This is a genomic window from Paenibacillus sp. 37 (assembly GCF_008386395.1).
GTDB classification, from domain to species: domain Bacteria; phylum Bacillota; class Bacilli; order Paenibacillales; family Paenibacillaceae; genus Paenibacillus; species Paenibacillus amylolyticus_B.
The window spans coordinates 6592051-6605374 of sequence record NZ_CP043761.1; the positions used below are offsets into that span (position 1 = coordinate 6592051).

The 13324-nt window shown below is 45.9% G+C and carries 10 protein-coding genes; 5 read left to right on the plus strand and 5 right to left on the minus strand.

Annotated elements, in window-relative coordinates; all coding sequences use genetic code 11:
* Nucleotides 1-45: 45 nt before the first annotated feature.
* Complete coding sequence (locus F0220_RS28240) at nt 46-843, minus strand: MORN repeat-containing protein (protein ID WP_149846843.1); 798 nt, start codon at nt 841-843, stop codon at nt 46-48.
* A 329-nt stretch (nt 844-1172) separates the two neighbouring features.
* Between F0220_RS28240 and F0220_RS28245 the strand changes: the two genes are divergently transcribed.
* On the plus strand, nt 1173-1763 hold the full coding sequence (locus F0220_RS28245; protein ID WP_149846844.1) for a GNAT family N-acetyltransferase: 591 nt from the start codon (nt 1173-1175) through the stop codon (nt 1761-1763).
* Nucleotides 1764-1803: 40 nt separating this feature from the next.
* On the opposite strand, the gene F0220_RS28250 is transcribed toward F0220_RS28245, so the two are convergent.
* The gene (locus F0220_RS28250) at nt 1804-2700 is read right to left on the minus strand and encodes a diacylglycerol/lipid kinase family protein (protein ID WP_149846845.1); all 897 of its coding nucleotides are present in this window, start codon (nt 2698-2700) and stop codon (nt 1804-1806) included.
* A gap of 318 nt (nt 2701-3018) precedes the next feature.
* Here F0220_RS28250 and F0220_RS28255 point away from each other — a divergent pair, with 318 nt between their 5' ends.
* A complete protein-coding gene (locus F0220_RS28255) occupies nt 3019-3612 on the plus strand; it encodes a hypothetical protein (RefSeq protein WP_149846846.1) in 594 nt (197 codons plus the stop codon).
* Between the two features lie 101 nt (nt 3613-3713).
* Here F0220_RS28255 and F0220_RS28260 read toward each other — a convergent pair whose 3' ends face one another.
* From F0220_RS28260 to F0220_RS28270, 3 genes are read right to left on the minus strand one after another with little or no spacing between them, the layout of a single operon-like run.
* Complete coding sequence (locus tag F0220_RS28260; protein WP_091012677.1) at nt 3714-5591, minus strand: ABC transporter ATP-binding protein; 1878 nt, start codon at nt 5589-5591, stop codon at nt 3714-3716.
* Nucleotides 5588-7315 carry an ABC transporter ATP-binding protein gene (locus tag F0220_RS28265; protein WP_149846847.1) on the minus strand — a complete coding sequence of 576 codons (1728 nt, stop codon included), beginning with the start codon at nt 7313-7315 and terminating at the stop codon, nt 5588-5590. Before F0220_RS28265 ends, F0220_RS28260 begins: the two co-directional genes overlap by 4 nt.
* Entirely contained in the window at nt 7312-7854 is a 543-nt protein-coding gene (locus tag F0220_RS28270; RefSeq protein ID WP_074092645.1) for a MarR family winged helix-turn-helix transcriptional regulator, read from the minus strand. The genes F0220_RS28265 and F0220_RS28270 overlap by 4 nt, the downstream gene beginning before the upstream one ends.
* Nucleotides 7855-8132: 278 nt before the next feature.
* Here F0220_RS28270 and F0220_RS28275 point away from each other — a divergent pair, with 278 nt between their 5' ends.
* The 3 genes from F0220_RS28275 (at nt 8133) to F0220_RS28285 (ending at nt 13285) form a co-directional block, all read left to right on the plus strand.
* Complete coding sequence (locus F0220_RS28275; protein ID WP_105600260.1) at nt 8133-10124, plus strand: S-layer homology domain-containing protein; 1992 nt, start codon at nt 8133-8135, stop codon at nt 10122-10124.
* A gap of 171 nt (nt 10125-10295) precedes the next feature.
* Nucleotides 10296-12149 carry a sensor histidine kinase gene (locus F0220_RS28280; RefSeq protein WP_105600262.1) on the plus strand — a complete coding sequence of 618 codons (1854 nt, stop codon included), beginning with the start codon at nt 10296-10298 and terminating at the stop codon, nt 12147-12149.
* Nucleotides 12146-13285 carry a response regulator gene (locus F0220_RS28285; RefSeq protein WP_105600263.1) on the plus strand — a complete coding sequence of 380 codons (1140 nt, stop codon included), beginning with the start codon at nt 12146-12148 and terminating at the stop codon, nt 13283-13285. The genes F0220_RS28280 and F0220_RS28285 overlap by 4 nt, the downstream gene beginning before the upstream one ends.
* Nucleotides 13286-13324 lie beyond the last annotated feature (39 nt).

Sequence of the window (13324 nt, forward strand, 5' to 3'; positions counted from 1 at the left end):
GCTCCCGACAATGTTGAATTGATTCTGTAATTACTTACCTGTTACTTAGTCAACAGTGATATAAATAGATATATTAGGGCCATCACTACTATTCTCCGTATAGAATTTACCTTCACCCGTTGGTCTTCCATTCTTAAACATGCCCACATAGACTAACTTACCGTTCAAGTACCCTTTACCTTTGCCGGTAATAGCTCCATTTTTAGCCTGCCCATCATAGATGATTACACCATCTTCGTACAATTTAATTTTGCCAGAATACGTGGGTACTCCTTTATCAAATGCACCAACATAGGCAATTTCTCCATATTGATATGTTTTACCTTGTCCCTGTGGCAATCCATTCTTAAATGTGCCCTGATAGAACATCTCACCAGATTCTGTATACCACTTACCTTGACCATGAAACGAACCCTTCAAAAAATCGCCCTTATATTTAACTGTTCCATCTGGATAATATTCGGTGCCCTTACCTGAAGGAAGCCATGTTTCCATATCCACCTTACCAACATAATTAAACTTTCCATTTGGGTAGTAGAGCTTTCCCTGTCCATTAGAAATATCCGAGTACAGTTTTCCATCTGCGTTATACCTTTTTCCTTCATGAGGCCTTCCCGCTACAAACTTACCTTCAAAGCTCTTCTTCCCATTTGAAAAATAGGATATTCCTTTACCATTAGGTACGCCATTTTTGACTTCTCCCACATATTTGTGTTTTTCACCAGAAAGAGTAATATAGATCTCTTTTTTCGCTGCTGAGACCTGTCCCGGTGAAGTAAACAGCGGTGTAACCAAAATTAAAAAAACAGTAAACCACTTCAAACAATTCTCTAACTTTCGCATTTCTGTAAATCCCCATTTCTATTTTTATAGAATCTATCGGCCTGCTAAGATTAAACTGATATGCCTCTTTAAACTATGAATGTCTGGTTTACTACAACACAGCTTTGTATACAGTACAGCAAATCAAAATATGTAATTCGAGCAGAGTAATACGAATCTTCAAAAATGAGTTTCTCTTCGACTTAGCAAGCACGACAATACTTATATCGACCATTATAGCTACAAGCATGAGAAAATATGGTAAAGTGTTGTTAATTATCTATTTCCCGTTGACTTATACGATACATAACATGATTAATACAAACCTTGAACCCATAGGAGGAAAAACCATGTCACCACCAAAATCATCCCCACGCATCCCCCGTCTGCTGGAAACAAAGCGCATATACCTGCGTCCTTTCGAGATTACAGATGTGGATGCTTACTTCCCCGGTCTGTTTGACGCCGAGATGCGCAGGCTGACAGGAACACAGAATAGTTTCACACGCGCTCAGGTTGAACGTTATGTTGAGAGTGCTGCACAAGATGACACCCGACTCATGCTACTTATTGCTTTACAGGAAAATGACCAGATCATCGGAGATGTCGTCCTGATGGACATGCATGCCAAGAATCGCAGTGCACACATCCGGGTTGCCATCGATCGGGTGGATCATCAAGGAAAAGGCTACGGTAGCGAAGCATTACTGCTTATGCTGGACTACGGCTTCGGCATCTGTAACCTGCATCGAATCGAGCTTGAGGTGTACGCCTTTAACGAGCGAGCCATTCGCACGTATGAGAAACTCGGATTTCAGCGCGAGGGTGTGAAGCGGGATGTCTTGTTCTACAATCATCAATACCATGATGCCATTCAGATGAGCATGCTGGAGGATGAGTTCAGGCAACGTCATATGATAGATCAGGTAGGTAATAATTAAGTTTCCGTTCAGCCAAAATCAAACCAAAAAACCGGGGGATTTAATAACCCTCCCCGGTTAGAAACTTCAGATGACCCGTGAGCACCGACAGCTCGGCGGGTGTCTTCATATACAATTCGCCATCCGTGTCGGCTGACATTTGGGCATCTGTCTTCACTTTTAACGTAGATGCCTTGAAGTATGAAATGCTCTCACTCTGAGGTTGCCAATCTCCCTCCGGCTTGTGCGACAGAATCTCTCGCAGCAGCGGAATGCCTGTCTCATGAATAATGAGCACGTCCAGTTCGCCATCCTGCAACGCATCCGGTGCAAAGGGCAGGGCATTCGTTCCCAGAAAACGGCCATTGGCTGCGTAGATCATCACAGCTTCGCCTTCCATCTCTTTCCCATCCGCCTCCAGTTGGTATCGAAACGGCTCTGTATGACTAATTGTCTGTAACGTGCTGATGAAGTAACTAAGCTTACCCAGCGCGCCTTTCAGATTCTCGTTAATATTCTGCGAAGCATCACTGATCAAGCCAATGCCAAAAAAGTTCGTGAACACCCGATCATTAGCCCGTCCAACATCAATGGATACCACCCGACCTGCCAGCATTTCTTGTGCCGCAGTCTCTGCATCCGGTGAAATCCCGAGCGAACGCGCAAAGTCATTACACGTGCCTCCAGGTAATATACCAATCAACGGAGGATGTTGCAGATCGGCCAGTCCATTCACGCATTCATGCACCGTGCCATCCCCACCCAGGATAAACACCACATCGAATTGTTCCCCGCGCTCACGACACAGCTTCTCTCCTTCACCAGCTTCATCCGTACGCACAATGACAAGTTCATGGACAGCGGGAGCCAGCACACCAGCCACAAGGCCCACTGTATTCTCACGATTGGCCTTGCCTGAATGATGATGATGAATTAACAACGCTTTGTTAAATTCCATCCTTTTCTTCCTCCATTCCAATGCTTGTTACCCTTTACCCACAAAGGTCGAAGCCGTAAACAAACCCTTCGCTACGCACTCATCATGATTCCAAATAGGTTTCCCAATCAGGTATGCATCCTAATCCTCATTCATTCGTAATAGCTAGATAACCCTTTTACCTAACTAGCAAATTCCTTTTTTAACCAGATGTATGCATGAGAAAAAGGGTTTCTCCGCACCTTAATGTCATAAGGATGCAAATTTTGCTGGTGAGAACCCATTCAAAACGATTCAAAACGGTTATATCTATACCATATACGAATGGAGGGATTCCCTATGATTCCGGCAACGTTGGAACAATTGGAGCAAGTTCGCAAGGAATGCCGTACCATGGTTCGCAAAAGAGCTACCGCATCTGCCGGTACAACACTCGTTCCCCTGCCCGGTACAGACGTACTGGCTGATGTGGGGATGCTGATGCAGCTGTTGCCTGCCATTAACAATAAATTCGGATTATCACAAAAACAGTTGGACGGCATGGACCCCGAGACCAAATCCATGATCTATGGATTCGTCATGTCCATCGGAAGCAAAGTCATCGGACGTATGGTGACGAAAGAGCTGGTTGTACAGGTTCTGAAAAGAGTCGGCGTACGCGTAGCTACCAAATCCGTCGCTAAATTCGTCCCATTTGCTGGACAGGGATTGGCTGCTGCACTTAGCTTCACAGCCATGCGATATGTGGGTAACAAACATGTGGATGACTGTTACGAAGTCGTCAAACGCATGATTGAGCAGCGCGAATTGATTCCAGGCGAACCCGCTCCATCTGCACTGGAGGAAGCTAACAGTGACGACATGAAGATAGAAGCGAGGTCGATCTCTAGCAACGGCGCAGATGAACCTGCTAAGGAGTCTAAGGATCAGTAACTAAAACGATCCATATCCTAATGTCACTCCTCTGGATATACGACAAATAGCCGGGAACCCTACTAGGGGGCTCCCGGCTATTCTTGTTATTTACATTGTAATCAGATCGCCTGCGGTTGCTGCTCCGCAAACTGACTATTGTACAGATCCGCGTAGAAACCTTGACTCGCCATCAATTCATCATGATTGCCCTGTTCGATCACGTTACCATGATCCATAACCAGGATCAGATCAGCGCCGCGAATGGTAGACAAACGGTGTGCAATGACAAAGCTTGTGCGATCCTTCATCAGATCATTCATTGCTTTCTGGATAAATACTTCAGTCCGTGTATCCACGCTACTCGTCGCTTCATCCAGAATGAGGATGGCCGGGTTCGCCAGAATAGCTCTTGCAATGGTCAGCAACTGTTTCTGCCCTTGAGAGATGTTCGACGCCTCTTCATTCAGCACCGTATCATAACCATCAGGCAGTGTACGGATAAAGTGATCCGCATGTGCCGCAACGGCTGCCTTGATTACATCCTCTTCCGTAGAATCTTCTCGACCATAGGCGATGTTGTCCCGAATCGTTCCGTTGAACAACCAGGTATCCTGAAGCACCATGCCGAACAGACTGCGCAGCTTACCCCGCTCCATGTCCTTAATGTCGGCACCATCAATCGTAATCCGACCATCCTGAATTTCGTAGAAACGCATTAACAGGTTGATCAGAGTTGTTTTACCGGCTCCCGTTGGTCCAACAATGGCTACCGTCTGTCCCGGTTTTACATCAATATTCATGTTATGAATGAGCAGTTCATTTTCTTTATATCCAAAATTAACACCTTGGAATGTAACCGCACCTTTAGGCTGCTGTAGTTGCACGGGTTGTTTGGACTCCGGAACTTCTTCCTCTTCATCCAGCAGCTCAAATACCCGTTCTGCCGAAGCAATCGTTGATTGAATGATATTGGAGATATTAGCAATCTGGTTAATCGGTTGTGTGAATTGACGGGAGTACTGCGTGAAGGCCAGAATATCCCCGATGGAGATCGATCCGCGTGTAACGAAAATTCCACCAACCACACAGATCAGTACATAACCCAGGTTACCGACAAAACTCATGAGCGGCATAATAATACCGGAGATAAACTGGGCTTTCCAACCGGATTCATACAGTTCTTCATTGACTTTCTCGAATTGCTGTACCGATTGTTCTTCGCGTCCAAATGCTTTGACAACCTTGTGTCCCGTGTACATCTCTTCGACATGACCGTTCAGTTCCCCAAGGGATTTCTGTTGACCCGCAAAGTGCTTTTGCGAACGGGAAGCGACCAGCATGACAACAACCACACTGAGTGGCAACGTCAAAATCGTGATCAGTGTCATCCATGGACTAATCGTCAGCATCATGATAATTACGCCGACAATTGTGACGATGGACGTAATGAACTGTGCCAAACTTTGCTGAAGTGTATTGCTGATATTGTCCACGTCATTCGTGGCACGGCTAAGTGTCTCCCCAGTTGTGCGGGAGTCAAAATATTTTAAAGGCAGGCGTCCAACCTTCGCACTGATCTGCTCACGCATGTCATACACAACACGTTGGGCCACACCGGCCATCAGGTATTGTTGAACATACATAAATGCAGCACTGAACAGATAGAGTCCGCCCAGCAGGTATAATACTTTCATCAATGCAGGAAAATCAATCCCGGCTCCCTGTACACCCTGAAGGATGGCAATGGCGCCTTTACTGAGAATATCCGTCCCTTCGGCCATAACTTTTGGACTGATGATGCTGAATACGGTACTCAAAATGGCTGCAACCAGCACACCTAGCAGACGAGAACTATGGGGCTGGAGATAACGAATCAAGCGACGCAGTGTGCCTTTGAAATCTTTTGCTTTCTCAGCGGGAGGTCGCATGCCCATTCCGGGACCTGGACCCGGCCCACCATGGGGACGAGGCGACTTGCGTTCTGTACGTTCACTCATGCGATCTCCTCCTCTGTCAGCTGGGAGGATACAATCTCGCGATACACTTCATTGTGCTCCAGCAGCTCTTTATGTGTTCCTGAACCGACAATTTGGCCCTCATCCATAACCAAAATGCGATCGGCATCCATTACTGTACTTACGCGTTGCGCAACAATTAGCACAGCCGCTTCTGTCGTTTCGGACTTCAGCGCAGCACGAAGTTTAGCATCCGTTTTGAAATCAAGAGCAGAGAAACTGTCATCAAAGATATAAACTTCCGGACGGCGAACAAGTGCGCGAGCGATGGACAGACGTTGCTTTTGTCCACCAGATACGTTGTTACCACCTTGTGCGATAAGGCTGTCATATCCCTCTTTCATCTCGGTAATGAAGTTCTCCGCCTGAGCCGTACGGGCCGCATGCACAATTTCATCCATTGTGGCATCGTCTTTCCCGTGACGAATATTCTCCATAATTGTACCCGTGAAGAGAACTGCTTTTTGTGGTACAAAGCCAATTTTGGCACGTAAATCTTCCTGCCGAAGCTCACGCACATCCGTACCATTTACCCGAACACTGCCCTCGGTCACATCATAGAATCGTGGAATAAGACTGAGCAATGTCGATTTCCCAGAACCCGTACCGCCAATGATGGCTGTTGTCTCACCTGAGCGAGCTGTGAAGGAGATATCGGACAAAGCTGGATTCTCTGCACCTGGATAACGGAAAGTTACATTGTCAAACTCAATCATACCCTGCATGGATTTCATACCACGAGGTTGCTCGGGATTGCTAAGATCCGGCTGCATATCAAGCACTTCGTTGATCCGTTCTGCCGATGCTGAAGCTCTTGGAATCATGACAAAGATCATCGAAACCATAATCAGTGAGAACATGATTTGCATTGCATATTGGATGAAGGCAATCAATGCACCGATATTCATATTGCCGCTGTCGATCCGCATTCCACCAAAATAAAGGATGGCAATCATCGAAAAGTTCATAACCAGCATCATCACAGGCATGATGGTCGCCATGAGCACATTAACTTTGATCGATGAATCTCTCAGTTCTGTGTTGGCCCCGTTAAAGCGCACTTTCTCATGCTCCCCACGGTTGAATGAACGAACAACCCGAATCCCTGTTAACTGCTCACGCAGCACCAGGTTGAGACGGTCCAGCTTTTTCTGAATGGTTTTGAACAAAGGTAAACCCTTGGCACCAATCAGCGCAATAGCTCCACCCAGTACCGGAAGCACGACCAGGAAAATCGTAGACAATTTGGCGTCCTGAGATACCGCCATGAAGATACCCCCGATACACATGAGCGGAGCCATAATCATCATTCTCAGCATCATTGTAAGTACATTCTGTACCTGGGTGATGTCATTCGTCGTACGCGTAATCAGTGAAGCAGTACCCATCTTATCGAACTCCTGGAGAGAGAAGTTCTCCACATGGCGAAATACTCTGCTCCGCAGTTGTTTGGCAAATCCACCCGCTGTTCGAGATGAGAGATAACTGGCAATCACCGAACACGCTGTTCCGCCAATCGCAATGACCAACATCCATCCACCAATCTGCCAGATATACGGGATATCCCCTTTAATGATGCCGTCATTCACAATATCTGCCATTAACGTAGGCAGGTACAATTCAGCAAGCGACTGAAACAGTACCAACACCAGAATGAAAGTAATCGGAATTCGGTATGGCTTCAGCATGCTAAACAGTTTCATCATGGCGTATCATCTCCTCTTGTCGAATCATCCTTTTGCAAGGAAGTTAATGTATCAAAAAAGGTGTATACCTTTGTCAACAACTCAGCCAGCTGAGTACTGTCTTGCTCACCCAAATGCTCAACTAACTTATTGAATATTTCCATGCGCTCTTGGTGAGCAGCCCGAATAATTTCACGACCTGCTTCAGTAATCGTGATGCGGACAGCACGGCGATCCTCCGGGTCCATCGTCCGTTTGACCAGCCCCTCATCTTCAAGGCCACGAATAACGGGTGTAATGGTCGGTGACTTCACTCGTAGCAATGCGCTGATTTCCGAGACTTTCATCCCGGGATGATTGGATTCGATCGTGTCATTGAAATCAGGCGGATTGTCCTGCCAGTTCAATTGTTCTCCCGGATGCATCCCGTGGAGTAAACAACCCAGCACCATAATTTCATTGTGATTGCGCCCATGAGGTTTATGTTGCCTCCATTTGCCTTTATTAAACTGCATAATGGAGTACAAAAGCTTCTGAGCGACCGGATCTATACCAGTCATAATGGGTCCCTCCTTCTTTCTTTATCATTCCATAGACATCCAACATCATAGGACATCTATTAAATAGCAGTACAATTAAATAGATGCACAATTAATTAGGTGTACTAAGTATATTATCGTAAGAAATGAATGTCAAACATCTAAAAATAACCAATATAAACCCATAATCAAGAGCATACACGCGCTTGATTATGGGTTTTGTCATTTTGCCGTCATTGGAGCCAGATATACTTATTTCAAAATGTAGTAACCAGAATTTAAGGAGATGAAGATTGAAGATGAACAGATTCAAAATAGGAAAAACAGGTATGTTATTGGCTTTGTTTGCAGTTTTATTAAGCGGATGTGTAACCAACAAAAGTTCCATTATAATACAATATCCCAATGATAAACCGAGCGAAGGTACTCAAGTATTCTTCAGGTATTCCAGTGGAGAAGTTGTACAGGTTCCAGATATCGGAGTTAACAGCAGTGTAGAAGCTATCATGGATATTAATAAAAAGATCGTCGGGGGATACGCTGAAACAGATGGAATAGCATGGGTTCCAGATAACAATATCCCTGATATATCTGGCAATCTAATTAATATTCTCAATATTCAAAGTAATAAACCAGCATCTGCCGCACATCATGTCCAGTTAATTGCGGCATCCCAGCCTTCTTCTTATTCGGGTTATCTAAATTATACGTTGGCTGTTTACGATGAGCAGGGGCAACCTGTTAACAACCGAACTGAAGTCTTCCTGCATGGAGACGATCCAAATTTAGAATTTCATAGTCTGAATGGATATGGTGACCAAACCGTAGCCAATGGATATTCCTACTATACACAGGGTGGACTTGTAACCTTTCCAATCAAATCGGGAACAATTACAAAGCCGATCAGCGTATACTCTGGCTCAAAATTGCTTAATGATAACTTACTATCCATCGTTACCAATGTGAAAATAACCACTCCGGACGATGTCTATTCTGTAGTCACTGGTGAGACGTTGGCTCTGAATGCTACAATCTCACCTTCTAACGCGATCAATCCTGCCGTGACTTGGTCTGTCTCGGATCAAACCGGAACAGCCACGATCGATCCGACTACAGGCGTACTTACCGCCGGAAACCCGGGAACCGTGTTGGCTCAGGCGGCTGCTACAGATGGTAGTGGCGTTGTCGAAAATGTGCAAGTCACCATTACGCCGACTCCTGTTCTCGTGAATTCCATTACCATCAGCGGGAGCGATTCTATGCAAACAGGTCAGTCCATTTCCCTGACGGCAAATGTCCTTCCAGCCGATGCCAAGAATCCTTCTGTAGTCTGGTCAGTACAGGACGGAACAGGCAAAGCGACCATTGATGCAAACGGAAAACTAACTGGAACTTCAGCAGGAACTGTTCTGGTTAAAGCCGAGGCCGCAGATCTATCAGGCGTATTCGGAACCAAAACCGTTGTGATTACCACAATCAACAACGGGAACAATGGAGGAAACACAGGTGGTAACTCTGGAGGAGGTTCAAGTGGCGGTGGATCAGGCTCACCCGCAGCACCTGCACCAGTTCCTACGCCTGTACCAACACCCGTGACACCATCTGAGCCGAGCCCTCAGCCAACACCCGGAACAGATGTAGTATCTGGACCTACATTCAACAACCAGGTTATCAATATGGATGCCTTCATGGCGAGCTTCACCCAGAAGATTAAAGCAGCACAGTCCAATCTTGCGTCAGTTCAATTAACCGATACAAGCACACACTGGGCAGATGCGACAATAAATAACTTCGTGAAGCTAGGGGTCGTAACAGGTTATGCCGACGGCTCCTTCCACCCGAACGCCAGTATCACCCGTGCCGAGTTCGCAACCCTGATCGCCAAAGTATTTGATCTGTCGAGCAACCAAGGCAATACAATAAGCGACGTATCAGGTCACTGGGCAGAGTCTTCCATTCGCTCTCTGCAAAGCAAGGGTGTGTTATCCGGTTACCCGGACGGTACATTCAGACCGAATCAAGAGATTAAACGTGCTGAGATCATCGCCATCATCTCGCGCATTATGGATCTGAGCAAAGTACCCACCGCAGAAGCACCTGCTTTCTCCGATCTGGAGCAAATCTGGAATAAAGATCAACTCCAGCAAGCGGCAGCAGCCGGGATTATTCAAGGAGATCGGAATGGAGAATTCCATCCTGCGAACTCCGCTTCCCGTGCAGAAGCATTGACTATTATTTTGCGAGTGCTACAGACCAATCCTGAATTTGCCGCACTTCTACAATCCCTATAATTAAGATGCAATAATTGAAGCCTTCCAAGCCTGTTTCCAGGCTTGGTGGGCTTTTTAAACAGATTCAACCTTCTATGGGGACTTCCTTTTTGATTTCAAAAATAAAAGTCATTACCCGCTCTCAAACACGTATGTTTTTAATCCTGATTCTGATAACATAGGAGGCATATCTTGCATGAATATATCTTAGATCGAGGCGGCCCATCCATGAACCCTAATATGTACTTATCTGCATTGCTGATGGCTGCGACCTGCTGCACATTAATGCTTGCTTACCTCTCCTATAAAAGAAGAAGCTCGCCCATTGCCGTCAGTTACGGGCTGGGGATGCTTGTCAGTTCTTTTTATACATTCGGCTATGGCTTCGAGATCATTAGTCAGCAACTGGACCATATTCGATTCTGGCTTCGAATCGAGTATGTTGGAATTCTGCTTGGGCCGGTGTTCTACTTCCTTATGGTACTGCATTATACAGGCCGTGAATCATGGGTGCGGACACGCAATGTGGTTCTATTGCTGATTGTGCCTGTTTTTACGTTTATCACACATAATACCAATGAGTGGCATCATCTCTTCTATACCAACATGACGATCGATACATCCTGGGGATTTCCACTCGTGTCTCTTGAGAGAGGACCTTTATTTTCTGTTCATGTCGTCTTTTCCTATGCACTGTTCTTTATTTCTGTGTTTTTCCTGATACAGATGTTGCTTCGTGCCGTACCCCCTTTGAAAAAACAAGTGGTGTTCATGATTATTGGCTCCTGTGGACCATTCATTTTCTCACTAATTTACCTAAGTAATATCTTTCATTCACCCCTTGATTTTTCTCCATTTGGATTTGTTATATCGGGCATCTTCTACACATGGGGAGTCTTCCAATTCAATCTACTTCGTCTGGCTCCGCTGGCATACCAAAAGGTATTCGAATCCATACAGGATGCTGTTATTGTGTTCGATCTGGACCATGTGTTGACCAGCTACAACCGTTCTGCCCGGCGTATCATTGAGTCTCTTCATCCCAAAGGCTTGGGCCAACATGCCAGTCAGGTACTTGTACAATACCCACAGCTTCTAGCAAAGCTGCTTGAACAGGAACCGCTTAACGATGTCCGTAAAATTCAACTCTCCAACGACCCGAGTAGTAGAACCTATAACGTTCATCTTTCTCTTGTTCAGCATCAAAGTGGTAAACCCATTGGCAAGATGCTACTGCTTAATGATGTGACTGAAGCCGTGCAGGCCGAGAAGAAACTTCGCGACAACGCCCAACAGTTAAGTGAGCTCAACACGTTCAAAGACCGAATGTTCAATGTCGTGGCTCACGATATACGTGATCCAGTAGCCGTACTGGTTAATCTGATGGACTTGCTTGAGGAAGAAATACAAGGATCCAATGCTGATCATGAAGAGATTATCCATGAAATGAAGCACCAGATTCATAATACGTTTGCTCTGGTAGAAGGACTGCTCGAATGGTTCCGCAGCCAAGGCGGAGGACAGGTCTTTCATCCGGTGGAACGGGATCTGCACTATTCTGTGGAGGCCAGTATACGCTTGTTACGTGTTCGCAGCGAGAATAAGCAGATTCAAATGGTATCGAATATTTCACCAGGAGTGTGCGTCTATGCGGATAAAGAAATGCTTGACCTGATTCTTCGAAACCTTTTATCCAACAGCATTAAATTCAGTAATCCGGGAGGACAGATCACGTTGAACGCCGAACGAAAGGATCAGCACATTGTGGTATCCGTCAGCGATACGGGAGAAGGAATTACGGATGAACAGGCCCGTTCCCTGCTTCAGGATGAGTATCCGGTATCGGCAACGGGAACAGCGGGAGAACGAGGCAGCGGGTTTGGTTTGAATCTCTGCCGAGAGTTCGTACGCCTGAATGGGGGCGAGATCTGGTTTGACAGCAGACCTTCGCAAGGCAGCACCTTCTACTTCTCTATACCCCTCCCACCCGAGACTACTGCAAGCGGGCCTCTTCCATACTCCGTGCAGGTGGGGGACAATACATGAAGGTCATTCTGGTAGACGATGAGAAGGCCATGCACCTGATTATGAAAAAGATGCTGGCAAAGATCGGGGAAGTGGAGGTCATGGGTGCATTTCTGAATACTAAGGCCGCATCATCATATCTTGACGATCACGAGGTAGATCTAATTTTTGTCGATATTAACATGCCCCGGGAAAGTGGACTGGAATTCGCAGAAGGACTGCGAAAGCAGGGAAAACAGACCCGGATTGTATTTATAACATCTCATGTAGAATATGCCTTATCTGCATTCGAGGTCTTTGCCTTTGATTATATGGTGAAACCAGTGAAACAGGATCGGCTCCTCCAAACGGTACACAGAGCGCTGGCAGAGTCGCGCAGCAAGTTACCTGAGGAAGAAGTCGTGGCAACGATTGAAGCGCAAGCGGTAGAGTTCAATGCTCTGGGCAGAGTCGAGATTCACAGCGACCACGGAACCAAGACCAAATGGAAATCCAGCAAAAGTATTGAATTGTTTGCATATCTGCTTGTCCAGCAAGGACGGCTTGTATCCCGTACCCGTCTCATTGAAGATATTTTCGGAAACATGCCACAGAAGAATGCCGAAGTCTACCTCAACACAACTGTTTATCAGCTACGCAAGTTGCTTAATGGGTATGGACTGAAAAAAGTACTTCATACGTACAATAATTATTACGCTCTGAATTTATCCGATATTACGGTGGATTTTATCAGCTTCGAAGAAGGATGTAGGCGGCTATCCATCATTCAATCCGGAGCAGACATGGAACAAGCCCTATTGATTGAGCAAATGTATGTGGGTGATTTATTTGGAGAGTATGGATACACGTGGTCCTTAAGCGAGGTTGAACGACTGTCACTTATGTATAACGCATTGAACCAGCGGTTGTGTAATGCCCTACTGGAAGCCAAAGATACCAGTAATGCTATCCGCCTACTCAAAAAACTCCTGCATCGCAATGAATTGCACGAAGAATCGCTGATCCTGCTCATCCGAGCACTTTCCATGCAGAATAACAAGGAAGCCCTGATCAAACATTATGAACAATATTCAGCACATTTACTTCAGGAAATAGGTGCTGCTCCTTCTCAGGAGCTTGCTGCTCTATATGCACAATTATTATCGGAAACCCAATAGTGATAGGGTCAATGGATGTAATGGCTCGAATATAGCATA